Annotated in this window: 21 protein-coding genes and 2 pseudogenes; 8 read left to right on the top strand and 15 right to left on the bottom strand. The window is 58.1% G+C overall.

Annotation, left to right across the window (positions count from 1 at the left end; translation table 11 throughout):
* Window positions 1-15 precede the first annotated feature (15 nt).
* From QQL78_RS19400 to QQL78_RS19390, 3 genes are read right to left on the bottom strand one after another with little or no spacing between them, the layout of a single operon-like run.
* Window positions 16-297, bottom strand: coding sequence for a TrbC/VirB2 family protein (locus QQL78_RS19400; protein WP_040181317.1), 282 nt, complete (start codon window positions 295-297; stop codon window positions 16-18).
* A gap of 16 nt (window positions 298-313) precedes the next feature.
* A complete protein-coding gene (locus QQL78_RS19395; RefSeq protein WP_431358338.1) occupies window positions 314-922 on the bottom strand; it encodes a lytic transglycosylase domain-containing protein in 609 nt (202 codons plus the stop codon).
* 28 nt (window positions 923-950) lie between these two features.
* Window positions 951-1,265 (bottom strand): hypothetical protein, encoded by a 315-nt coding sequence (locus QQL78_RS19390; RefSeq protein WP_284376258.1) that lies wholly within the window; start codon window positions 1,263-1,265, stop codon window positions 951-953.
* A gap of 132 nt (window positions 1,266-1,397) precedes the next feature.
* On the opposite strand from QQL78_RS19390, the gene QQL78_RS19385 reads away from it, so the two are divergent.
* On the top strand, window positions 1,398-1,976 hold the full coding sequence (locus tag QQL78_RS19385) for a hypothetical protein (RefSeq protein ID WP_284376256.1): 579 nt from the start codon (window positions 1,398-1,400) through the stop codon (window positions 1,974-1,976).
* Between the two features lie 11 nt (window positions 1,977-1,987).
* On the opposite strand, the gene QQL78_RS19380 is transcribed toward QQL78_RS19385, so the two are convergent.
* The 3 genes from QQL78_RS19380 to pcaF form a co-directional block, all read right to left on the bottom strand.
* Window positions 1,988-2,170, bottom strand: coding sequence for a hypothetical protein (locus QQL78_RS19380; RefSeq protein ID WP_284376254.1), 183 nt, complete (start codon window positions 2,168-2,170; stop codon window positions 1,988-1,990).
* A gap of 77 nt (window positions 2,171-2,247) precedes the next feature.
* Window positions 2,248-2,457 carry a helix-turn-helix domain-containing protein gene (locus tag QQL78_RS19375; RefSeq protein WP_081285328.1) on the bottom strand — a complete coding sequence of 70 codons (210 nt, stop codon included), beginning with the start codon at window positions 2,455-2,457 and terminating at the stop codon, window positions 2,248-2,250.
* 262 nt (window positions 2,458-2,719) lie between these two features.
* Complete coding sequence (pcaF, locus tag QQL78_RS19370) at window positions 2,720-3,919, bottom strand: 3-oxoadipyl-CoA thiolase (RefSeq protein WP_284376250.1); 1,200 nt, start codon at window positions 3,917-3,919, stop codon at window positions 2,720-2,722.
* A 188-nt stretch (window positions 3,920-4,107) separates the two neighbouring features.
* On the opposite strand from pcaF, the gene QQL78_RS19365 reads away from it, so the two are divergent.
* Window positions 4,108-5,667 (top strand): acetolactate synthase large subunit, encoded by a 1,560-nt coding sequence (locus QQL78_RS19365; protein WP_284376248.1) that lies wholly within the window; start codon window positions 4,108-4,110, stop codon window positions 5,665-5,667.
* Window positions 5,668-5,686: 19 nt separating this feature from the next.
* Window positions 5,687-7,123 carry an aldehyde dehydrogenase family protein gene (locus QQL78_RS19360; RefSeq protein ID WP_284376246.1) on the top strand — a complete coding sequence of 479 codons (1,437 nt, stop codon included), beginning with the start codon at window positions 5,687-5,689 and terminating at the stop codon, window positions 7,121-7,123.
* Between the two features lie 198 nt (window positions 7,124-7,321).
* Here the strand turns inward: QQL78_RS19360 and QQL78_RS19355 are convergent, their stop codons facing one another.
* The gene (locus QQL78_RS19355) at window positions 7,322-7,696 is read right to left on the bottom strand and encodes an IS110 family transposase (RefSeq protein ID WP_386259449.1); all 375 of its coding nucleotides are present in this window, start codon (window positions 7,694-7,696) and stop codon (window positions 7,322-7,324) included.
* Window positions 7,659-8,358 (bottom strand): annotated as a pseudogene (locus QQL78_RS19350) (IS256 family transposase); the annotation flags it as partial. The pseudogene QQL78_RS19350 and the gene QQL78_RS19355, both read right to left, overlap by 38 nt.
* A gap of 64 nt (window positions 8,359-8,422) precedes the next feature.
* Here QQL78_RS19350 and QQL78_RS19345 point away from each other — a divergent pair.
* A protein-coding gene (locus QQL78_RS19345) for an IS5 family transposase (RefSeq protein ID WP_284376243.1) occupies window positions 8,423-9,180 on the top strand; the annotation gives its coding sequence in 2 pieces (ribosomal slippage) (window positions 8,423-8,744 and window positions 8,744-9,180; 759 coding nt in all).
* Window positions 9,181-9,241: 61 nt separating this feature from the next.
* Here the strand turns inward: QQL78_RS19345 and QQL78_RS19340 are convergent.
* The 3 genes and pseudogenes from QQL78_RS19340 to QQL78_RS19330 all read right to left on the bottom strand — a co-directional run.
* Window positions 9,242-9,457 (bottom strand): annotated as a pseudogene (locus QQL78_RS19340) (transposase); the annotation flags it as partial.
* 36 nt (window positions 9,458-9,493) lie between these two features.
* Window positions 9,494-11,482 (bottom strand): 3-hydroxyacyl-CoA dehydrogenase NAD-binding domain-containing protein, encoded by a 1,989-nt coding sequence (locus QQL78_RS19335; protein ID WP_284376241.1) that lies wholly within the window; start codon window positions 11,480-11,482, stop codon window positions 9,494-9,496.
* Window positions 11,483-11,495: 13 nt separating this feature from the next.
* Entirely contained in the window at window positions 11,496-12,647 is a 1,152-nt protein-coding gene (locus QQL78_RS19330) for an acyl-CoA dehydrogenase family protein (protein ID WP_284376240.1), read from the bottom strand.
* Window positions 12,648-12,805: 158 nt separating this feature from the next.
* On the opposite strand from QQL78_RS19330, the gene QQL78_RS19325 reads away from it, so the two are divergent.
* From QQL78_RS19325 to QQL78_RS19315, 3 genes are all read left to right on the top strand, one after another.
* Window positions 12,806-14,011: a CaiB/BaiF CoA transferase family protein gene (locus tag QQL78_RS19325; RefSeq protein WP_284376238.1), complete on the top strand. Its 1,206-nt coding sequence runs from the start codon at window positions 12,806-12,808 to the stop codon at window positions 14,009-14,011.
* A 17-nt stretch (window positions 14,012-14,028) separates the two neighbouring features.
* A complete protein-coding gene (locus tag QQL78_RS19320; RefSeq protein WP_284376236.1) occupies window positions 14,029-14,646 on the top strand; it encodes a TetR/AcrR family transcriptional regulator in 618 nt (205 codons plus the stop codon).
* Between the two features lie 105 nt (window positions 14,647-14,751).
* Window positions 14,752-15,972, top strand: coding sequence for a pyridoxal phosphate-dependent aminotransferase (locus QQL78_RS19315; protein WP_284376235.1), 1,221 nt, complete (start codon window positions 14,752-14,754; stop codon window positions 15,970-15,972).
* A 612-nt stretch (window positions 15,973-16,584) separates the two neighbouring features.
* Here QQL78_RS19315 and QQL78_RS19310 read toward each other — a convergent pair.
* Window positions 16,585-19,473, bottom strand: coding sequence for a Tn3 family transposase (locus QQL78_RS19310; protein ID WP_284376233.1), 2,889 nt, complete (start codon window positions 19,471-19,473; stop codon window positions 16,585-16,587).
* Between the two features lie 40 nt (window positions 19,474-19,513).
* On the opposite strand from QQL78_RS19310, the gene QQL78_RS19305 reads away from it, so the two are divergent.
* Entirely contained in the window at window positions 19,514-20,173 is a 660-nt protein-coding gene (locus QQL78_RS19305) for a recombinase family protein (RefSeq protein ID WP_348540773.1), read from the top strand.
* A 150-nt stretch (window positions 20,174-20,323) separates the two neighbouring features.
* Here the strand turns inward: QQL78_RS19305 and QQL78_RS19300 are convergent, their stop codons facing one another.
* The 3 genes from QQL78_RS19300 to QQL78_RS19290 all read right to left on the bottom strand — a co-directional run bounded on the left by QQL78_RS19300 (window position 20,324) and on the right by QQL78_RS19290 (window position 24,356).
* Window positions 20,324-21,598, bottom strand: a complete 1,275-nt coding sequence (locus tag QQL78_RS19300; RefSeq protein ID WP_007121030.1) for a helix-turn-helix domain-containing protein — start codon at window positions 21,596-21,598, stop codon at window positions 20,324-20,326.
* Between the two features lie 518 nt (window positions 21,599-22,116).
* A complete protein-coding gene (locus QQL78_RS19295; RefSeq protein WP_284376224.1) occupies window positions 22,117-23,286 on the bottom strand; it encodes an ABC transporter substrate-binding protein in 1,170 nt (389 codons plus the stop codon).
* Between the two features lie 41 nt (window positions 23,287-23,327).
* Window positions 23,328-24,356, bottom strand: coding sequence for a branched-chain amino acid ABC transporter permease (locus QQL78_RS19290; protein ID WP_284376223.1), 1,029 nt, complete (start codon window positions 24,354-24,356; stop codon window positions 23,328-23,330).

Raw genomic sequence — 24,356 nt, 5'->3', positions numbered from 1 at the left:
CTCTATTCTCCAACCTCAGGAGAAGCCGTCGACGATGGTGCCGGCCGAGAAGATCAGCACGATCCCGATGATGACCGAGGCGAACCAGCCCCAGTTCAGCCGGCCCATCATGCACATGAAGCCGGTGCCGATGACAGCGAGCGTGGCGACCGCGATCCCGATCGGACCGGTCAGCGCGGCCTCGACGGTTTCCAGCATGGTCTGGATCGGTGACAAGTCTTGCGCGAGGGCTGGCGTTGCGAAAGCCGCCAGGGTTGTGGCGACAGGCAAGAGGCGGCTGAGGCGATGTCGAAGCATGCGAAGTTTCCTTGTTTTACTGAAGATCGATGAGGACCGGCGCGCGGGCTGGAACCCGGTCTGCGACGCGGATGTCCGGAGCAGCAATGGGTGTGCCTGCCAGCCGGGACCGGATCCGATGGATGCGCGCGATGTAGTCGCGAGTCTCGGTGAAAGGCGGGATGCCGGAATAATCGACCACGCGGTGCGGCCCGGCGTTGTAGGCTGCGAGCGCCAGGTTGATGTCCTTGAATGTGGCCAGCTGCGCGAGCAGATAGCGTGCGGCGCCGTCGAGGTTCTGGGGCGGGTCGCGCGGATCGACGCCGAGCGCACGGGCAGTATCCGGCATCAGCTGGCCAAGACCATAGGCACCCTTGGGGCTCACGGCAGTCGGATTGTAGCTGCTTTCAGCTTCTACCAGGGCGCGGAACAAGACCTGCCAGTCGTCGGCACTCAGACCAGCTAGGCGCAGGGCACGGTTCCCCTGGTGGCGGACGGCAGTAGTGCGGATCAGGGAGAGGATGCCGTCGCGACTGGAAGGCGGCGTGGCGCCCAGCGAGGCCAGAACGACTTCGGCCTCAGTGCTATCATCCAGTCCTGCCCAGGCAGGTCGTTCGCCATGAAAGGTCCAGCCGGATGTCCGCACCGTGCCGTCGCGACCGAAGGCGATAACGTCAGCCGCGCTCCTCGAGGGTGATGCTGTAGTCAGGACCAAAGCGCAGATCACGCCCGTCACCGAACTCGAAATGATGTTTGAAGAGCCCCGGCCATATGTTGAAATACCGCGGTTCTGGACCGTGCGGGGTGATCCGGGTCGAGACCAGAATGGCTTCCGGCTCGCCCTCGCGCAGGTAGATGCACTGGTAGCGCGGCTTGCCATCGTCCGTGAACCCCACGAGTTCATACCGGCAGCGGAACGCGATGCCCTTCTCGGACAGGTCTTTGACACCATCGATGGTGATCAGGATCTGGTTGCGCGCTATCGGCATGTTCGGACTCTCCCCACGAGAGCCCTTCTACTTCACGACACTAAGGCCATAAAGTCATATGGAGTCAATACGACATATTGCAGAAAAATACATATTGCACGATAGTTGCCGCAACTTTTGCGGGAGAGCGACATGAAGCGACAGATGATGGCAGCGGCGATGGGGGTGATGGCGGTGTTTGGAACCCCGGAGAAGGCGCGGGCCTATGACATCGACTGCGCCATCATGCTCTGCATGGCGGGTGGTTTCCCCCCAAGCGCGGTCTGCGCACGGGCCTATCGCACCATGATCCGCCGCATCACGCCCTGGCCGAGCCTGCCGCCCTTCGGGGTCTGCACCTTCGCCCATGTGCCGGTGGAACTGGGCGGGCCCGGCGGGGAGGGCGAGCTCGACACTAATCTGCCAGAATACGAATGGCTGAACCGGACCCATGTGATCTGGTTCACCGGGCGCTCCTACGAGCCGCGCGACGAGCCGCGTCAATGGGATTGGTCGATACGCTCCTGCGATCGCGAGAACCGGACCTGCCGCTACATCCAGCGGGTCTACGGTTCCCACACGCCTTGGCCTGCGACATTCATCTCGGAAAGCGGGCAGGAGATCTCCTATCCGACCAGTGGCGGTCTTTGGCACTTCCATTCTCGCAGCATCATGGTCGAATACGGTGACTACGAGGGCAATATGGGCCACTCGGAGTGGTTTTCCTACTGATCCGAAGGGTCCTATGACTTCAGCGAGACCGGGCGCAAGTCGGCAAGGTCTGCATCAAAGCGTTCCGGATCAACATGCCAGCGGCGGCTCACCGAACCATCATTCCAACGGTAATCGGTGAACAGGTGGATCTCCTGTGTACCGTCTTTCAGAAACCCTTCCTGGAAAGGCCAGCCTGTCTTTCTCTTCGCCATGTACCCGCGCCACTCGTACCGTTCTTGCCGTTATGTCTCTCGCGTTGGGGGACGGGATCAAAGCCTCAGGAAGCGCACTAGCGCTTCGCGAAGAGTACTTCGGGGTCGACATTGAGCGCCTTGGCGATGCGTTCTAGAAGGTCGAGCGAGGCCGCGAACTTGGCGTTCTCGACCTTGCCCATATGGCCGCGGCTCACATCGGCCCGATGAGCAAGCTCCTCCTGGCTGAGGCCGCGGGCGCGTCTCAATTCCTGGATGTTCAGTGCTACACGGTCCCGCAAGTTCATGCCCGCGAAACGGACACGATGCGCGAAATATCGCCACGCGATATATGTTACATTCGGAAGTGCAGAGAAGAATTCTTGGAACGGCGCGAGATCGCCGCAATGGGATGCCTGCCAATACGCAGGTCACGGGATGATCCGTCTCGCTAACATTATAGGCCGTTCAATTGTTCTTTCGGAAAAGGGCGGCACCGGCAATACTGGTGCCGCCAGACGTTCGTCCACAGGGAGGTTTGCAGTCGCTCGGTGGCAGGAATTGAAGGTATCAAACCCGCTCGATCGCTATCGCAATGCCCTGTCCCACACCGATGCACATGGTTGCAAGAGCTCGTCGTCCACCGCTCAAAGCTAGTTGAAGTGCAGCGGTCCCGGTGATGCGCGCGCCTGACATGCCGAGCGGATGACCCAATGCAATCGCACCACCGTTGATGTTCACGCGGGGATCGTCATTTGCAACGCTCAATTGCCGCAGAGTCGCGATGCCTTGTGCGGCGAATGCTTCATTCAATTCGATCACATCGAAATCGGCTAGGGTCAGGCCGAGCCGGTCCATCAGCTTCTGGCTAGCCGGGGCAGGGCCGATTCCCATGATCCTCGGGGGCACGCCGGCGGTCGCCCCGCCCAGGATCCGGGCGAGGGGTGTAAAGCCGTACTTCGCGGCCATGTCGGCGCTCGCAAGGATCAGCGCCGCAGCGCCGTCGTTCACCCCGGATGAGTTGCCGGCGGTGACGGAGCCATTCGGAAACAGCGGTTTCAGCTTGGACAGCGTCTCGAGAGTGGTGGCGCGAAGATGCTCGTCGCGGTCAATTACAAGTGGCTCTCCCTTTCGCTGAGGGGCGTTAACTGGGGTGATTTCGCGCGCGAGTCGCCCATTCGACTGCGCCGCTGCAGCTTTAATCTGGCTGGACAGAGCCATCGCGTCTTGGGCCTCACGACTGATGCCGAAATCGTCGGCGACGTTTTGGCCGGTCTGGGGCATGGAATCTACGCCGAAAGCGGCCTGCATCCTCGGGTTGACGAAGCGCCAGCCGATTGTTGTGTCGTGAATCTCCGCAGCGCGCGCGAAGGCGCTTTCGGCTTTGGGCATCACGAAGGGCGCGCGCGACATACTCTCCACTCCACCCGCAATCATCATCTCGGCCTCTCCAGCGGCAATTTGGCGTGCGGCGACCAGGATGGCATCCATGCCAGATCCGCAGAGGCGGTTAATAGTGGTGCCGCCGACTCCGACTGGCAGGCCGGCGAGAAGGGATGCCATTCGGGCGACGTTGCGGTTATCTTCACCGGCCTGGTTTGCGCAACCGAACACCACATCGTCGACCGCATCCCAATCGACTTTCGGGTTGCGCGACTTCAGCGCCTTCAGGGGAATCGCGCCCAAATCGTCGGCGCGCACAGCTGCCAGTGCGCCGCCAAAGCGGCCGATTGGTGTGCGGATGTAGTCGCAAATAAATACCTCGGTCATGGCAAGCTCCGTCAGATCCATGTTGATTGTGCATGCGTCGCTGGGACTTTCGGTACCGGCGCGGGAATCGTTGACACATTTTCACGAGTTATATACTAGTCGGACGGTAAGTAAATATCGTTGTTAGGAACGATTCGTTGGAAGCGATATCGTTAGCCGGCAGGTGGTCCAAAAGCAGGGAGCAGGATATGACCTCGTCAAACGAACTCAATGGTGCCGAAGCCCTTGTTCATACGCTATTAAAGTCTGGGGTTGACACCTGCTTTGCCAACCCCGGCACAAGCGAAATGCACTTCGTCGGAGCGCTGGATCGTATCCCAGGAATGCACTGCGTTTTGGGTCTGCAGGAGAACGTTGTCACCGGGATGGCTGATGGCTACTACCGCATCGCGGGAAAGGCGGCCTGTACGCTTTTGCATTGCGGGCCTGGGCTGGCCAACGGCATGGGCAACCTGCACAATGCACGGCGGGCTCGGGCTGGGATCGTCAATATTGTGGGCGATCAGGCGACCTATCACCGCCCTTTGGATGCTCCCCTTACCGCTGATACGGAAGGGATGGCGCGCACCGTTTCGCATTGGGTGCGCACAAGCATGGACGTTGGCGACGTCGGTCGAGATGCCGCCGTAGCCGTGCAGGCTGCGAATGAAGTATCGGGGCAGATATCCACTCTAATCCTTCCGGCTGATTCCTCGTGGAATCAAGGTGGCGTCGTGGCCGAACCGTTGCCGCCACAGATGCCACCGCCGATCGACCCGCATGCAGTTGTCAATTCCGCTCGCGTATTGCACGGGAAGAAGAACGTGCTGATCCTTCTGGCCGACAAAGCAACCCATGCTCCGGCGCTAGGATTGGCGTGGAGGCTGGCGCAGGCGACCGGTGCCGACCTTTTGGCCAGCTATTCCAATGCACATATGCAGCGTGGTCGCGGTCGGGTCGCACTGGAGCGTGTACCCTATGGGACTGACGCCGCTATCGAGGCGCTCAGCCGCTATGAACATATTATTCTGGTGAACGCGGTGCCGCCGGTAGGCTTTTTTGCATATCCAGGCAAGCCCTCAACGCAATACTCATCCAACACTCAGTTGCACGTTCTGTCGCGGATCGATCAGGACCCGGTGGCGGCTCTTCAGGCGCTGGTTGATGAGCTGGGCGCACCCGAGGCGGCTGTTCTAGACGTCGGCCCGCGTCCGGAGGTAGTCGGAGGTCCGGTGACGGAAGACGCTCTTGGCCAGAATCTGGCGGCACTGATGCCCGAGAATGCCATTATCTCCAATGAGAGCGTCTCGTTTGGACGTAACTTTTACAAGCTCACCCACACCGCGCCGGCTCACGACTGGCTGAACCTCGCGGGTGGGGCTATCGGTGACGGATTGCCAGTTGCGACTGGGGCGGCTGTGGCGGCTAAGGGACAGCGACGTGTGATAAGCCTGCAGGCCGATGGATCGGCGATGTATTCGCTGCAATCGCTCTGGACGCAGGCGCGGGAGCGGCTACCTTGCACTACGATCCTTCTGAACAATCGCAAATATAATATCTTGATCGGTGAATATAAAAACGTCGGGGCGGTGCCTGGTGCCACTGCGATGGGGATGTTGGACCTCTCGAATCCCGACATTAACTGGGTGGGCATTGCAAACAGTCTAGGTGTTGAAGCCGCGAGGGCGACTACCATGGAAGAATGCGCAGCGTTGATGAAGCAGAGTTTCGGGCAGCCCGGCCCCTTTCTGATCGACCTCGTGATCTGACATTTCTAAGGCGATAAACATGCTGGAAAAAAAACTGTTCTATATCAATGGAGCTTGGGTCGCGCCGTTGACCTCTCATGACCTCCCCGTGATAAACCCGGCCACTGAGGCACCGTGTGCTGTGATAAGTCTTGGCACGGTGGCTGATGTTGACCGCGCGGTTTCAGCTGCGAAGGCCGCCTTTGATGCCTGGTCGCAGACCGAGCCGGGCCATCGCCTTGGCCTTGTCGAGCGCCTGCTGGAAATCTATAAGCGCCGTGCTCCCGAAATGGCGCAGGCGATCAGTCTTGAAATGGGTGCACCCATTGACATGGCGCTCGACAGGCAGGTCGGTTCCGGGGCACGGCACATCACGAACTTCATCACGGCCTTCCGCGATTTTCAATTCCAAAGACCGCTTGGGCCCCATGCACCCGACGACAGGATCCTTATGGATGCAATTGGGGTGGTGGGTCTGATCACGCCCTGGAACTGGCCTATGAATCAGGTCACACTGAAGGTCATACCGGCGCTTCTGGCGGGCTGCACAATGGTCCACAAGCCCTCGGAGGTCGCCCCGCTTTCCTCAATTTTGTTTGCCGAGTTCATTGACGAGGCGGGATTCCCGAAGGGCGTCTTCAACCTCGTCAACGGTGACGGGGTCGATGTGGGCACACGTCTCTCGTCGCATCCTGACGTCGAAATGATCAGCTTCACTGGATCAACCCGTGCGGGGATCGCGATTTCCAAGGCGTCGGCCGAGACCCTGAAGCGAGTTTCGCTGGAGCTGGGCGGAAAAGGCGCGAACATTCTGTTCGCCGACGCCGACGCTCAAGCCGTAGAGCGCGGTGTACTGCATTGCTTCGCAAACACCGGGCAAAGCTGCAATGCACCAACGCGGATGCTGGTGGAGCGTTCGATCTATGACCGTGTGGTCGAAGAGGCCAAAGCAGTTGGCGAAACGATCATGATCGACCTTCCGTCTAAACCGGGTCAACATCTCGGTCCGGTAGCATCCGAGGCGCAATTCCTGCGGGTGCAGGAGATGATCGAAAAGGGTATCGACGAAGGCGCCAGGCTGATTTTAGGTGGTCTTGGCCGGCCCGAGAGTCATAATATTGGCTATTTCGTTCGCCCAACAATCTTTGCCGACGTAACTAACCAGATGGCCGTTGCCCGTGAGGAGATTTTCGGCCCGGTCCTTACCATCATTCCTTTCGAGACCGAGGAGGAGGCGATCCAGATCGCCAATGATACGCCGTACGGGCTGTCAAACTACATCCAGTCGACCGACGATGCCAAGCGAAACCGCGTTGCATCGCGGTTGCGTTCGGGCATGGTTGAAATGAACGGTAAATCGCGGGGCGCAGGGTCACCCTTCGGCGGTGTCAAGGCTTCGGGCCGAGCGCGCGAAGGGGGCGTTTGGGGGATTGAGGAATTCCTGGAACCTAAGGCCATCTCAGGCTGGGGTCGGTAGGCTGCCCGCTCGGCACGCCTATCCATATCTCCCCGGGGCGTATGCTCTCCAAGTCCCCGGGGAGAACTAGACATGAAGCTAGTCGGTGATAGACGACCGGCATTTAAATTCCGAGTATCGCTGGTTGTCAGCGTTGCCGTGATGCGTCGGAGTTGATGGGGATTTCGCTTGGCGCGAAAAGTATGGGCCTGTCTCTCTCTAAGTGGTCATTCCAATCGGTAAGCGAAGGGGTTTGCGACCCGGGACATTTTTGGCGTACTGGGCGTTGACGAGAATGACCTCGAAGCCATACGCCTCAAGGATCTCATATGCCTGTATCCAGTAAACGCCGGTCGACTTCATGGCCACGCTGGTGACGCCGCACGACTGGAACCAAGCGGCCAGATCGTGCAGATCCTGAGTGAACGTCCCGAAGGCGCGCACCGGCATGGTCCCTGTGTCAGGGCTCACCGCTGCCATATGCATGGTCGAACTGATATCAATCGCTGTGGTGTAGCTCGTGACGGGCCTCGCGCTCACCGGCGGGCCGAGTTTGTCAGTCGCGCTGCGCCGCAGGCAGGCTGACCAGAACATCATCGCAGACCGGAGCCAGCGTTTCCAGCGTCATGTACCGACCGCGCTGGACGGTCCATTCCTCGGTCTGTTCCATCAGGATGGCGCCCACCAATCTGCGGATGGACGCCTCGTTCGGAAAGATCCCGACCACATCAGTCCTGCGCTTGATCTCGCCGTTCAGGCGCTCGATTGGATTCGTGCTGTGCAGCTTCGTCCGGTGTTGCTGGGGAATGGTCATGTAGGCGAGGACGTCCTCCTCGGCACCATCCATGAGCGTCGCGAGTTTCGGCAGCTTCGGGCGCATCTGGTCCGCGACCTGGCGCCATTGCGCCTTGGCTGCCGCGTGGTCGGGCTGGGCAAAGGCGGTGGCGATGAAGGCTGAGACCACGCGACGACTGCTCTTGCCCGCATGGGCCAAGGCATTGCGCTGGAAGTGAACCCGGAACCGCTGCCAAGTGGTCGACAGCACGCGGGCGGTGGCGGCCTTTATGCCTTCGTGCGCGTCCGAGATGACGAGCTTTACACCTGATAGGCCGCGTCGGACGAGGTCGCGCAGGAAGTCGGTCCAGAAGGGCTCGGCTTCCGATGCGCCAATGGCCATGCCCAGCACCTCGCGCCTGCCGTCTGTTGTTGACGCCGACGGCGAGCGTGACTGTGACGCCGACGATGCGGCCCGCCCTAGGGTCAGGACCCATTGATTTCGGGTTGAGGGCATGATTCACGGCTCGAAAACGAGCGGTGAACATGTCTGATCTTTTCTGGTTGAGCGACGCGCAGATGGCGCGCCTTGAGCCATTCTTCCCCAAGTCCCACGGCCGGCCTCGGGTCGATGATCGACGGGTGTTGAGCGGGATTATCTTCATAAACCGCAATGGTTTACGCTGGAGGGATGCGCCAAGAGAGTATGGCCCGCATAAGACGCTATACAATCGCTGGAAGCGGTGGAGCGACAAGGGCATCTTCGCGCAGATGCTGGCCGGGCTGGCAGCCGAGCACGGCGAGAAGAAGACTGTGATGATTGACGCGACTTATCTGAAAGCTCATCGGACGGCGTCCAGCCTGGGCGTCAAAAAGGGGGGCGTGGCCGCCTGATCGGCCGCACCAAGGGCGGCATGAACACGAAGCTGCATGCCCTCTGTGACAGCAAGGGCCGCCCGATCAACTTCTTCGTGTCCGCCGGGCAAGTCAGCGATTACATCGGAGCGCGAGCGCTGCTCAGCAGCCTGCCGAAGGTCGACTGGCTGCTCGGCGACCGGGGTTACGACGCTGATTGGTTCCGGGAAGCGTTGCAGGACAAAGGGATACGCGCCTGCATCCCCGGCAGAAAACAACGCAAGACGACCGTGAAATACGACAAGCGGCGTTACAAACGGCGCAGCCGCATCGAGATCATGTTCGGCCGGCTCAAGGACTGGCGCCGCGTGGCAACCCGATACGACAGGTGCCCCAAGGCCTTCTTCTCCGCCATCGCTCTCGCCGCGATCGTCATCTATTGGCTGTGAAACTCAATGAGTCCTGAGCCTAGCGCGTCGAATCGATCGAGAGATAGGGTCATTCCCCCTAAATGGGCGGGGTCAGAAAGGCATCGACACCGCCGTCGATTTCCTTACAAAACCGCCTGACCTGGCTCTACGAGATTCCGGTGCCGTCCATTGCCAAGACTAGAGCATCCATCGCGCAGGTCGATACCCCATGAATATAGGCCTCCTGAAACACTGCGGTCAGCGCTTTCTCGACGGCCTCTTTCATGGCGAAACTTGGCTCATCTGAGGCCGTCCGCTAGGTTGCGGAGGCCACCCTTCAATTGCGCGTCAGTTACGGCACAATTGAGCCGTTGCTGAGGTGGCTTAGGTTGCCGGGTCTCACAGGCATGATCTCCGCGAGAGTGCTGCGTATCTGTTCCAGCGGCTGACGGCTGGCCCAGAAGAGGGGGCCGCCGAGATGGCGCGGGAAGCCGTAACCATTGACCAGAACGAGGTCGATATCCGAAGCGCGCTGAGCGATTCCGTCTTCTAGAACCAGCAATGCCTCGTTGATAATGGCTGAAAGAGCGCGGCGCTGGATGTTTTCCTCACTTAAGGTGTTGGGCGCCTTTCCTTCTCGCGCCCGTTCGATCAGTGTTTGAACAATGGCGCCGGGTCTGCGGTTGCCTTCAACATAGTCATACCACCCCGCCCCGGTCTTCTGACCTAACCGGCCTGCCTCTACCAGCCATTCCAGTACTGGCACATCTTGTCCTTTGTACTCTCCGGCGGCATGTCTGCGCTTGCGATTTGCCCACGCGATATCAAGGCCTGACATGTCGGATACGGCGAAGGGTCCCATGGCGAACCCAAATGTTTCGAGCGCCCGGTCAACTTCCTGCGGCAGCGCCCCATCCATCAGCATTGCTTCGCATTCGGCGCGATAGGCATTATAGATGCGGTTGCCGATGAACCCCTCGCAGACCCCCGCCACGACCGACACCTTTCGCAGGCGACGACCCAAGGCGAGAGCGGTCTTAAGAACTACCGGAGAGGTTTCCGCACCACGGACTATTTCGAGAAGTTTCATCACATGAGCGGGGGCAAAGAAGTGCAGCCCGACAACGGCCTCGGGACGCGAGGTTGCCGTAGCCAGTTTGTCGAGGTTCAGATAGGAGGTGTTCGACGCAAGAATTGTGCCGGGCTTTGCAATGCGGTCGAGACGGGCCATCAGCTCTGACTTGACCGCCATGTCCTCGAAGACAGCCTCAAGAAGCAAGTCACAATCGGCCAGATCTTCAACCGCACCCACGATTGTCAGCGAGGCAGGATCTCTGGCTTTGGCAAGGAAACCGGCGATGCGCTCGCGCGCAGCGTCCAGGGCTTCAGGCTGTAGATCGGTCAAGCGAACGGGAATGCCTGCGGCCAGAAAGGCGGCTGCGATCCCGGATCCCATCGTGCCTGCTCCGACAATGCCCACGGACTGGATCGAACGCGGGGAAACCCTTTCCAGACCGGCAACCTGTGCAGCCTGACGCTCGGCGAAAAACAGGTGGCAGAGCGCGGCGGATTCATCGGTGTCACGCAAGGCGACAAAGGCGGCACGGGCATTGTCCAGCGCCGTATCAAACGGCAATGCGACTGCGTCGCGCAGGGCCTGAACTTGGGCGCTAACGAAGGGGCGGTTCTTGCCGCGCTTCAGGGCTATACTGGCGGCCGTCTCGAAGGCGGCGGCGTCATGACCTAAGGGGGGCAGGTCGCGCACCAGGCGTTTGGCGGGGTGTTCCAACGCAAAGGTCGCAGCACCTTCGCGTAGGTCCGGGACGATCTGGTCAATCATCCCAAGCTGCAGGGCTTCGGGTGCCTTGACCAGACGGCAGGATGTGATGATTTCAAGCGCCTTTGCTGCATCGGTCAGGCGGGGCAAGCGCACCGTGCCACCTGCGCCGGGGATGATGCCGAACGTCCCTTCGGGCAGGCCGACGGAAGCTGTGGAAAGGGCCACGCGGCCGTCGCAGGCTAAAGCGATCTCATAGCCCCCGCCTAGGGCAGGGCCTTCTATGGCCGCGATGACGGGCTTTGGGCAAGCTTCGATACTCGCGATTACCTCGGGCAGTGTGGGGGCGGTGATGGGGTGGCCAAATTCCTTCAGATCCGCCCCCGCAATGAAAGTGCCGTTAGTACCAGACAGGACCACTGCACGCACGTCAGCATTTGCACTCGCCGCCGAGATGTCTTCGATCAACGCTACGCGCAGGTCGCGCGATAAGGCATTCACCGGAGGGTTATTGATTTTCAGCCAGGCGATGCCTGCCTCTACATGTGTCGTCACCAAATGCATGAGCATACTCCAATTAGCTCAGGGATTTTAGCATGTTGCGTGCGATCACAAGCTGCTGGATCTGTGTGGTCCCCTCGTAGATACGGAAGAGGCGTGCATCGCGATAGAAGCGCTCGATGCCATATTCTTCCATATAGCCTGCGCCGCCATGAATCTGGACGGCACGGTCGGCCACCCGGCCCACCATCTCGCTGGCGAACATCTTGCAGCAAGCTGCCTCCGTGGAGACATCCATCTCGGCGTCCTTTTGCCTCGCGGTTTCCAATACCATGCATCGTGCCGCATAAGCTTCAGCTTTGCTGTCAGCCAGCATCGCTTGAACCAATTGGAACTCGGCGATCGGCTGACCGAACTGCTTGCGTTCGGCCGCATAGCGCAGGCTGTCATCAATTAACCGCTCCGCCATGGCCACGCAGATCGACGAGATATGCAGGCGCCCTCGGTCCAGCACTTTCATGGCCGTGCGGAAACCCTGACCCTCTACCTCGCCTAGAAGCGCGTCAAACGGCACTTCGCAGTTGTCGAAAATCACATCTGAAGTATGCGAACCTTTTTGCCCCATCTTCTTGTCGATGGCCCCCAGTGAGAGCCCCGGTGTACCGGCCTCGACCAAGAACGCCGACACCCCTCGCGACCCGGATTTCTTGGAATCGGTGCGTGCGAAAACTGTGAATACCCCAGCATGTGGAGCGTTAGTGATAAAACGCTTGGTGCCATTCAGGACATAGCCCATTTCGGTCCGCTGCGCCGTGGTCCGGAGTGACCCGGCGTCCGAACCAGCCTCGGGCTCGGTCAGCGCGAAGGCGCTGATCAGATCTCCGGTCGCCATCCGTGGCAGATACTTCCGCTTCTGCGCCTCGGTCCCATCCATGATCAGCCCTTGGGAGCCGATGCCGTTATTAGTACCGATCAAGGACCGGAAAACGGGCGAGGTTCTGCCCAGCTCAAGCGCGACGCGAACCTCCTCTTCCATTGACAGGCCTAGCCCCCCGTACTCTTCGGGAATGGAAAGGCCAAACAAGCCAAGGTCCGCAATTTCTTGGCGGACAGGCGCAGGAACGGCGTCGTCTTGCGAAACCTGGTGCTCCAGTGGGCGCAGGCGCTCCCGCACGAACCGCTCTACGGTTCCGATTAGTTCTTTCAGTGTCTCAGTATCCAGGGCCATATTGACATCCTTCGCAAGCGGGTTTGGGTGTAATTATATACTGGTCGGCTGGTAAGTAAATATCGGTTTTACTCAAAGGCCAACGAAGATTGCTTGACAAGCTGAAATATTTACATACTGTTCAGACGGTAAGTAAATTCGCGTTAAAAGGAAACGCCATGAGCGCTGCACTCGAAGGCATAAAGGTTCTTGATTTGTCCCGGGTTCTTGCCGGGCCTTGGGCTACTATGACCTTGGGTGACTTGGGTGCGGAAGTCTTAAAAGTAGAGCAGCCGGGTTCAGGGGACGATACTCGCGCGTGGATGCCGCCTTCGGTCAATGGCGTATCGACCTATTATCTGGGTGCTAATCGCAACAAGAAAAGCTTGGCCATCGACCTCGGCAAGCCCGAAGGGCGCAACCTGATAGTCGCTTTGGCCAAGAAAGCTGACATTCTGGTCGAGAACTTCCGCCCAGCCTCCTTGCGCAAATTCGGCCTGACCTATGAGGATTTGCGTGAGATCAACCCGCGACTGATCGTCTGTTCAATTTCGGGTTACGGGCGGGGGCACGAGCACGAAGAGCGGCCGGGCTATGACTTTATAATTCAGGCTGAATCCGGCTTCATGGCGATCACCGGAGAGAAAGACGGGATGCCCATGCGGCTTGGCGTGGCCTTCATCGACCTGATTTCGGGAATGAACTCGGTGCAAGCTATCCTCGCCGCACTTTACATGCGCGAGCGCACGGGGCAGGGCCAGTGGCTGGATATCAGCTTGACCGATAGCGCGGCCTTTATGCTGGCAAATGTCGCGTCTGGCCACTTGAACACCGGACAGGAGCCGCAGCGTTATGGCAACGCGCACCCTTCGATCGTTCCTTATCAGCTGTTCGATTGCGCTGATGGGCGTGTGGCGCTTGCCGTTGGGAACGACGAACAATTCCGCCGTTTCTGCAAGGTGATAGGGCAGCCGGAACTGGCCCTAGATGCGCTCTTTGCGACTAACCGTGCCAGAACCGAAAACCGTGAGATCCTTTTGCCTCTGCTGGAAGTGGCCCTTAGCGCCTTCCCGCGCGCGCAGCTTCTGGCCGACCTTCGGGCGGTCGGCGTGCCTGCGGGAGAATTGCGCAGTGTTGGTCAAGCCTTTGCTAGCGACATCGCCGCTTTGCGCCAAACAGTAGTATCGGTGCCCTCGGACAAGCTTGGCACCTTCTGCTCGGTTCGCAATCCGTTGAATCTTTCGGAGAGCCCTTTCCATCCGCCACAGCCTCCGCCAGAAGTCGGGGAGCATACCGAAGCCGTATTGATCAACGAATTGGATCTTTCCACCGAGGAAATTTCTAGATTGCAGGCTCAAGGTGTCGTTCAGTGTTTTGGACAATAGGGTAACGGAGGCAGCGAATGGCGCAGGTAATTAAGAAACGGCAAGGCCGCCCGCCAACCATGGAGAATCCGCGTGGCCGTATCCTCGATGAGGCAGCGGCCCTGTTTGCACGCGACGGATATGAAAGTGCCTCTCTGGGCAGTCTCGCGGATGCTGTCGGCGTGACCAAGGCGGCAATCTACCACTACTACCCAAACAAGAAAGAAATTTACGAGGCGATCATCGTTCAAACGCTGGAGGGGCTACTTTCCCATGTGACGCGGCGGCTCGATGAGAATATGACCCCCTCAGAAGCCTTGTCGAGCTTCATGTCGGCTCATGCAGAGTATTTCGAGGCAAACTATCACGGTTTTGTCACCATGTTAGTGGGCTTTGGCGGCATGGAGAACAGCGCTTTCATCGTTGATGCGCAAAAGATACGTCGCAACTATGAAGGAAAGTTGCGTAATATTATCGAGCACGGGGTTGCTGACGGCCATTTTCGCCAAGTGGATCCTTCTGTGACCACTCGCGCAGTGCTGTCAATGTTGAACTGGATGGTTCGCTGGTTCAAGCCAGGCGGCGAACGCTCCGCCGTCTCATTTGCCGAAGAATATTGTGATCTGATCCTGGGAGGCTTGCGCCTCCAAACCTGATCTCCGCCACTTGATACCTGACGGACCCTGCAAACCAAGTGCGGACAGCCCACTGACTTTGTTGGTGGGGCTGCTTTTACATGCAATTTGCCAAAAGGACTGCCTATGACTGCCCCTGCTGTGTTCAAACCTTCCTCTGCGCTTTCAAAAGTCGGCCCCTCGGCGATCTCACGCATGATGGCGGCCACGGCCGAGATGAAGCGCCAAGGCCGCGATGTGATTGGTCTGCATGTGGGCGAGCCCGATTTCAACACGCCGGAAAACATCCTTGACGCCGCCAACCGCGCGATGCGGAACGGTGAGACGCACTATTCCGCGCTTGACGGCTCGCCTGCAGTTAAGGCTGCGGTGCTTGAGAAGTTTCGCCGCGAGAACGGTCTGAACTTCACGGCTGATGAAGTCGTCGTGACGACCGGTGCCAAGATGATGATTTTTTCTGCTTTCATGGCTTCGATTGGCCCTGGCGATGAAGTGATTTTGCCTGCGCCGTATTGGGTTAGCTACAGTGACATCGTTGAAATGATGGGTGCAACGCCAGTCATCCTGCCGACGAAGGCCGAGGATGGGTTCGTACTTAAGGCTGCGGATCTCGAGGCGGCCATCACGCCGAACACCCGTTGGATCTTGATCAACTCGCCCTCGAATCCGACCGGCACGATCTATTCGGCTGAGGATTATGCGCCGCTTCTGGATGTCCTGGCCGAGAACCCGCATGTTTGGCTAATGGTTGATGACATGTATGAACATCTGATCTTTGACCCGGGCACCTTTGTTACGCCTGCCCAGCTGCGTCCTGACCTGCGAGACCGCATTCTGACAGTCAATGGTGTCTCGAAAGCCTATGCGATGACCGGATGGCGAATCGGATATGGAGCTGGTCCCCTGCCGCTGATGAAGGCGATACGCGCAGTGGTTAGCCAGTCTACCTCCTGCACGTGCACCATCGCTCAGGCAGCTGCGGTGGAGGCTCTCACTGGCCCACAGGAGGCGGTGAGTGCTTACCTTGCCGAATATCGCAGTCGTCGTAGCCTGATTATGGAAGAGTTGCATACTATTCCGGGTCTTGTGTGCGCGGCTCCCGCCGGCACCTTCTATGCCTTCGTTGATTGGAGAGCCTTGGTCGGTTCGATAACGCCCGGCGGCGAGGTGCTGGCCGATGATGAAACTTTCTGTCACTACATGCTGCAAGAGCATGGTGTGGCTGTAGTGCCTGGTGCAGCCTTCGGGGCCGCCGGCTATTTCCGCATCTCTTTCGCCAGCGACGAACAGTCGCTTCGTCAAGGCATGGCACGTATCCGCCTCGGCTGCGCTGCTTTGACCCGGTGAGGAAATTTTCTCCAGGGCTTCGGTGACTGGTGTCAGTTGTTCGCGTGTGTAATAATCCATCAAAATCTTGATGCGGCGCGGAAGTTTGCCGGCTACTTGGGGATGCCCGCCGTTTGCTCGGTCGCCTATCGGCATGGGCCAGGCAGCCGGTTAGGCACTGCAAAACTTGTTGGACCCCTCGGGCGCGAAGTTCGCGGGTTCCAAAACGGTCGGCGTTGGACCTATTGGCCGCGGCCTGAGGCACCTTCTTTACCTACCTGCCGCGCACCTCCTTTCGAATCGGAACACAGTTCAATACCTCGCACCAGAGCGAGAAACTCCGACGCTACTCTTGTGTCTTGCAGACTGTAGGACACTCGGGGCGATTTTCCATCAGTTGTTTCTGTCGTTATACTGTATCTCTCGGTCGCTTCAAACGAAGCAAATTGAATCTAACATCTTGTAAATAGTAAACTTTTGCCAACTGACGGCTTGATTGTCGGTGGTCCGGTAGCCGCGTGAATGTTGTGGTTCCCAAAGCGAGCGATTTCATTTTTTTGTTTACTTACCTTCCCGCCGGTATATATGGGGTCTGCTCCGGCTGGGGGCAGAATGACACCCTAAGGCTGGGCGTCATCGATTTTTCCACCTGTATTCGCCTGTGAGCAGGATATGCGCCCATCCGAGTGGCGAGATATGCGCCAAGAGTTGAGGTGAACAGTCGAGACCAGCACGCATTCGCGTGGTGACGGCATGGCCAAGATGTTTGGTGTTCCAATAGATGATGATCGCGGCCAGCAGGTTCAGCCCGGCCATGCGATAGTGCTGCCCTTCAGAAGTTTGGTCTCGGATTTCGCCCTGGCGACCGATACGGAGGGCGTTTTTCAGGGCATGATGTGCCTCACCCTTGTTCAACCCGATCTGTGCCCTGCGCTGCATGTCGGCGTCGAGCAACCATTCGATGATGAAGAGCGTACGCTCGATGCGCCCGATTTCGCGCAGGGCAAGCGCCAACTCATGCTGACGGGGGTATGATGCAAACTTTTTCAACAATTGACTGGGTGGCATGACGCCTGCCGCCATGGTGGCGACGGCGCGCAAAATGTCCGGCCAGTTCTCCGTGATCAGCTTTTCTCTGATCTTACCGCCGACCAGCCGGCGGATTTCCTTCGGCGCAGCGACGGGGTCGAAGAGATAGAGCCGTTTTGACGGCAGATCGCGGATGCGGGGAACGAAGCGATAAGACAGGAGCGCGGTCGCCGCGAAGACATGATCCGTGAAGCCGCCGGTGTCGGCGTATTGCTCTTTGATCTTCTTCCCAGCCTCGTTCATCAGCAGGCCGTCCAGAATGTATGGGGCCTCGTTGACGGTCGCAGGGATATTCTGTGTGGCAAACGGGCCGAACTGGTCGGAGACATGGGTGTAGGCCTTCAATCCGGGCTCCTGCCCATACTTTGCGTTGATGAGGTTCATCGCCTCACCATGCCGCGTTGTTGGAAAGAACTGACCGTCGCTTGAAGCGGTCGTACCGCCGCCCCAGAACTGCGTCATCGGCAAATTGGTCTGCGCCTCGATCACCGTGGCAAGCGCCCTGTTGATGGCATCGCTTTCAACATGCCACCGGGACAAGCGCGAGAGTTGGAAGTAGTCATGTGAACTGGTCGCCTCGGCCATCTTGCTGAGGCCAAGGTTCAATCCCTCGGCCAGCAGCACGTTCAACAACCCGATGCGATCCTTGCAGGGAACACCGGTGCGCAGGTGTGTAAAGGATTCGGTGAAGCCGATATCGTCATCAACTTCCTGCAGCAGATCGGTGATCCGCACGGCAGGCAGGCGACCATAGAGATCAAGCACCATGCCATCAGCATCCGCCGGGATTGCTGCCGTCAAACGATCGACCTTGAGAACGCCGTTCTCGATTGAACCGCCGGGAATCGCGCCAGCTCTGGCAGCCTTGGCCAAACGCTTCATACCTTCTGCCAGTCTTGCTTTGCGATCATCGAGCCAGATCTCAGGTTCGAATGGCATCGTCAGGCGAGGGCACGCCTTGGCTGTTTCTATCGGTACCAAGGCCTGTTTCAGATCAGCGTAACGCCGGGAATGGGGCAGCCAGATGTCGCCGGATCGGAAGGCTTCACGCACCTGGAACATCACGGCGACCTCCCAGAGCCGGTTGTCACCTGGGTCCTGAGCATTGAGGTGTCGATGCCATTTCGAGGTTCGGCGCAAGAAGCCAACCTGGCGGGGTGCGTCAGTTTGATCCTGGGCGATGACTTTTGTTGCCTGCATCAAAGGCACCGCCACCGGGGCGGCGCAGATATCGAGCGCCCGCAGCATTCTTGGGGTATAGCGCCGGAATCGGTGATATCCATGAACGACATGCGACAGGGCGTCAGCCGCCATCGTGTCGGCCAATTCGGCCGCAGTTGTCACCATACGTTCGAGGTGAGACCAGCCACACGCAACTTCGACGGCGGCATCAAGGGACACGCCATCTGCCTTTGCCTCCAGCAGGGCAGCACCGAGATCCTTGAAGGAACGTAATGTCTCACGCAGCGAAGATCTGGCATCCGCGATGCGCGCGTCGGATAGCCTTTTCGCATCCCGCCAGGTCTTGCCGACGATCCGGTCGTGGGTTTCGATCACAGCGTCGGCGACGGCCGCCTTCCATTCGATCGCGCAAACCGCGAGGATCGCCAGGCGCCGGTCACTCGTGATGTCGCGCAACCCATCGGCAAAGTAGCGCTCGCCTTGGCGGCGCAGGCGGGTGATCCGATGTGGTGGTACGTCGGCCAGAATGTCCGGTGAGAGGTCCAATTCTTGCAAAAATTCCAACCGATCCAGAAGTCGCGATGCTCCAGCCGAGTTGCTGCCCGTCTCGAAACGGCGAAGCCAGATGAACCGGGTGACATTGCCATCCACGATCTCGGTCAACAGCGCGTCGAGGCGTTCTTTCGTTCCATCGTCGATCCTGTTGGTGATCCGGCTTTCGGTCTGGCGCTCAGCCGACACCAGAGCATCTGCGCACAACCGTTCGATGACAGAGATGCCGGGCAGGATCACCTGCGACCGGCGGCACTCTTCGACAAATCGGCGCGCCAGGTCTTCGTTGGATCGGGCAGTTTCAGCCTCATTCTCAAGCCAGGCCTTCAGACTCCGCGCGCCTTGGCCCGAGAACATCTTGAATCCATAGACCTGGCGAAGGGCGTGCAGGTGCTGCTGACGGGTTTGCCGGCGTGCGGCATAGGGTAAGACATCGTCGCCGGTAAGACCCAACTGGGCTGCGATGAAACGCAAGACCTTTTCCGGGATGACTTCGCCAGATGACAACAGCCGCCCAGGATAGCGTAGGGCACAAAGCTGTAGGGCAAAGCCGACCTTGTTCTCCGGCCGTCGCCGTTCGTTGATGTGTTCGATATCGTCGTCTGCCAGCGTGTAATGCCGCAACATTAAGGTCTCGTCAGTCGGCAGGTCGAAAAGCGCCGAACGCTGGCGCTCGGTCAGAATGGACCGTCTTGGCATGTTGGTTTGTCCTTGTTAATCAGATGTCTGTTCGGGACACATCTCGCACCAGCAAAATCAACGGCTTGCAAGACCAATTTCCGAGGGGGTTCAACTGGGACAGCGCGCAGCCATCTATGCCAGAGTTTCCACCGCCGATCAGTCGTGTGACAGGCAGGTGATGGAACTGACAGCTTTTGCTGAACGCGGCGGATACCAGGTGATAGGCGTCTTCAAAGAAACGGCCTCGGGTGCCTCCGCCAATCGTGTCGCCCGGAACCGAATTCTCGATCTGGCTCAGGCACGGCAGATAGATGCCGTCCTTGTCAGCGAGTTGTCCCGGTGGGGCCGCTCCACTCAGGACCTATTGGACACGTTGAACAAGCTGGCTGGCTGGAAGGTTTCGGTCGTTGCCATGAGTGGCATGACATTCGAGTTGGACACGCCGCATGGCCGGATGATGGCGACCATGCTGGCAGGAATTGCACAGTTCGAACGCGACCTGCTAAGTGAACGCGTCAAATCCGGTCTTGCGGCGGCCCGGGCGCGAGGCAAGAAGCTTGGGCGCCAACCCGGACAACGGCCGAAATCCGACAAACTTGCACCCAAGGTCGTACAAGCCGTGGAGGAAGGGCGCTCATACCGATGGATTGCACGTGATCTTGGCATCAGCAAAAATACCGTGCTCGAGATAATGAAACGACACAGAGAAAACTCTTAGGGTGTCATTCTGCCCCCAGCCGGAACAGACCCCAATAATGCTTTATTGTACCAACACCGGTCCCTAAGACAAGCTACGAAGGGGGCTATCTGCCCCCGCGCCAGTGGCGCTCCCCCGAGGATTATTTCGGGGAAGATAAAGGTAGGTGTCCTATCCTTCTGCGTCGTCCGAAGTAAATTCGATTTCGATTGTGCTGAACGGCTCTATACGGGTCAGACCATCGTTTCCGATTGACGCTTGGATAACATCAAGGGCTTTGCTTGCTTCGGTGTGAAAGTCTCTGCCATCACCCGATTGGGAAAGAACGTCGCGTAGATCAAGCGTGATGGTGAACACCATTTCGCCCATGTCGATCACAACAACTTCGTGATCCATGCTGCGTATCGACGGTTCCGACTTGGCGAGTATCGAGCATAGTTCAACCATAGCTTCGGGGTGCAACGTCAAGCCGGTCTGTTTTTGGGTTTCAAAAAACAGGGCTGCGATAAAGTTGTGAGAAACAAAGCGAGTGTCTTTCACGTCCCAATCGTTCATAAAATCGGCTGTGTAGCCCTCGTCAGCACCGACCAATGCCGCATATCGGTCGCGGCACGCTTCACGCATAGCGCCTTTGGTTGGGTAGGATGTTGCGAGGGCCGCAAAAAGTGTCTCCGCTAATGTATGCGGATCAACGGTGTCATCGTCATGGCCGGACGCAAAACCGACAGGGATTTTGGCCTTGTTTGGTCCTTCGATGTATGGGGCACCTTCGCCAAATGAATCGCAATATCGTAGTGGTTCACCAGCGAAACGTTCTACAAGTTCCGAACCTCGACCAGCGCGAACAGCTCTGATCCAAATATGGCGTGTAACTTTGGACACTGACTTTGTTCGGAATCCAATCAAATAGTAGTTTTCGTCTGGGTCAAAATCCACTTGCCAAAAGTTACCTTCAACAGCTTTTGCAAGTTCATTCGCGAACAATGCTTCGTCCTGGATGGTGAAAAATTCTGTTGGCTTCTTTACTGGCTCAAGGCCCCAATACTCATACCAATGATAGTCGGGGTCATGATGCTCTGGCAGCGTATCCGCGCCGTAGACGTGGATGGAAGCAAGACGACCGATAATTGCACCAATGACTTGATCTTGCCAACCAAGGGAGGGCGGCAAGCCTTGCTCGGCAAGACCTTCAACTGTGAAGGTGCGCAGGTAGATTTCGTCGATCCCCTCGTCTTCATCTTCCGCTTGGCGCTCGTCGCAAAACTCGACAACCATATCATTTGTGAACCGTATATAATCATAAAGTTCTTCCAAAACCGGACCCGGCACTAGCAGTTTGCCGCTGTCCCATTTCTTGATCGTATCGAGCCGAGTGGAAAAAATGTTGGATGCATCCTTTTGGGAAAACCCAAGGTATTTGCGCATGTAAGCGAACCGATTATCCATAGCGATAATCCTCCATTTGTTGTTGAAACTGGACTTGAAACCAAAAGCCAGTGGACCAATCCTCCGGCTGTGTTGAATCGTAGTTATCTTCTGCGAACCGAGCAAGCGGTTAAAGGGCCATCTGCATTCGGCCTTTAGGGCAAACAGGCTGGCCTAGCCTCGCGCGGTAGTCAGCAAGGGCGTAATTAACTCACCCAAAACTGAAACCGGACCTTCGTGCACAATGCAGCGAAACAGGAACAAGAGCCCAGAGCGCACGGTTTTCTTCAGTAGAGCTAAAGTCTGCAGTCTGGGGAAGGCGGAATTGCCTCAAAAACGGCAGCCCAAATCTGGCATTGGGAGAACGTTGCGACACCTTGGTGCAGCACCTCCACTGCATAACTGTCTCGTCTCTGTTGTCTCTCTTCGTTGATTTGCGATGTCGAGCCTAGGGTGCAAATCATTCTGGCCACCAGAAGCATATGAAAAAGGGTGCTCCAAACATGGAACACCCGCATTGTTTTGCATCCAGAGCCGGCTTACTTCAGCAGCACGTCCAGCGGCACAGGTTCGCTGATTGTAAAGCTGCCGATGACACCTGGTTTGCCATCTGTAATCTCGACAATCTGCATTTCAGCAGAGTTCTGGTGGTGGATCTGATCAGAGAAGCTGCGCGGACCAAAGACTGTTGGTTCGCCATCCATCTTCTCAAGTTCGGCTGTTACGGCTGATGCTTCGACAGTTCCGGCCCGTTCGACCGCTTTGGCCCATAGATCAATCAGCAGATAACCCGGATACGCGTATGTGCTGGACGGACCAGCGCCTGTAGCCGCCTCAAACGCATCACGGAGTTCGTTTACGGCAGGACGCGTATCATCGCCGTAGATAGACCCTTGAACCGGCACAATGAAGTTGGACAAATCAGGTGCGGCGTCCAGCCAGTAGGAGCCATCAACCGAAGAGCCGTTCAGGATGGTCGAGTTGATGCCCGCTGCCCGAATTTGGCGCACAGCAGACGCAGCCCCCGGAATGTAGGAGCACAGCATGATCACGTCTGGTTCGCTCTCAAGGCCTTTGATCCGGGTGATCTGGCTGGCGATGGAGGCATCGCCATTGAGGAAGGTATCACGACCGACAATCTCGCCACCCGCTTTGGGGAACATCCAGTCGAATCCGGTGCAGATACCTTTGTTGTATTCGATTGTCGTATCAAGCAGCACATAGCCGGTTTTTGCTGAACGCTCCTTAACGGACCATTCCGCCATCGTCGCCCCTTGAACATCCGCCAGAACAGAGGCGGAGAAACTGTTCGGGCCAACCCCTTGGATACCTGCCTTGATGTCTTCTGCGCAGAGGAAGAAGGAGTTCAGGCCCGCCGCCTCAGCCGCCAAGGCTGCAGGTGCGCCAAAGTCGTAGTCACAGGTCACGATCAGCATTTCCGCGCCTTCATCGACCAGTTGCAGACCGGCACTTGCGGACTGTGCCTGATCGCTCTTGGTATCGGCTTCGATCCATTTGATCTGCTTGCCAAGCAGACCGCCGGCCGCATTGATCTCATCAATCCGGATGCGCGCCGCGGCGACGGCAGGGGCGTCATAGGCTTCGAGCCAACCGGATTTTGCAATGGCAAAACCGATTGTTATGTCATCGGCCATGGCGGGCGCGCCAAGCGCTAACGTGAGGGCTGTTGCAGTGAAGAAGTGTTTCATTAGTCGTCTCCCTTTAGGTTTCGATGTGTTTGATTTTCCGGTTAGCGGCCACCGATCCGCAGCCGGAGTTCACGCCCGCCAGTCAGACCGGCAGGGCGTAGAATGAGAACCAGGATCATGATGATCCCGATGATGATTTCCTGAGCACCCGTTGGCAGAGCCAATGTCGTCTCGCCAATCTCCATGCCCCGCTCCATCCGCACGAGCCCCTCGATGATGATGGACAGAACAAGGACCCCCATGACAGCGCCGGTCAGGCTGCCAATGCCGCCCACGACAAGCATTGCAAGGGTAATGAAGGTAATGCCGAGGTAGAAGCTGTTGGGGTTCAGAACACCAAGCGAATGGCCAAAGAGCGCACCCGCGACACCCGCAAAGAAGGCAGAGACCACAAGAGAAATGAGCCGATGGCCATACATGTTGATACCGCTGGCGTCTGCGGCCACTTCGTCTTCGCGGCTGGCACGCAAGGCCAGTCCGGATGCGGAGTTGGCATACCACGCAGCGGCCAGAACTGTGACAGAGGCCCACCCCAGAGTAACCCATTGATCGGCATATCGTGTCAGGCCGACAACAGAAGACGTGGCCCCCGTGACGCCTTCCCAGCTGGAATAAACGGTGTAGACAATTGCCAGAAATGCGAATGTCGCGATAGAGGCGGCGATGCCGGAGAGCCGCAAGATCGCAGCACCTGAAATCAGTGCAATGACAGCCGCCAGAAGGCCCGAAGCAACAGCAGCCGGAAAACCATGCCATTCAGCAGTCGCCAGATACGGCCAGAGATCAGGTAGGAACATCCCCTTCATCTGGGGCCTCAGGGTCAGCCATGCAGAGCAATAGGCCCCGATCGCCATGTAACCGGCATGTCCGAAACTGAAGAGGCCGGAGTTGCCAACGAATATCCAAAGCCCGACAACAAAGGTCACGCGGATCAGGGTTTGCGCCGCCATACGCGCCAATGATTTGTCACCCAGAAGCGTGACCAGCAATGTGAACACCACCAGAATGGCGATCAGCAAGATTGGCGTGGACCAAGCACTCAGGCGCTTTTGTTTATGTGTTTGTGCCAT

This window comes from Sulfitobacter pacificus (assembly GCF_030159975.1).
In the GTDB taxonomy this organism is placed as follows: Bacteria; Pseudomonadota; Alphaproteobacteria; order Rhodobacterales; family Rhodobacteraceae; genus Sulfitobacter; species Sulfitobacter pacificus.
Note: the sequence above shows the minus strand (reverse complement) of the source record. Positions and strands in the feature narration are given on the sequence as shown.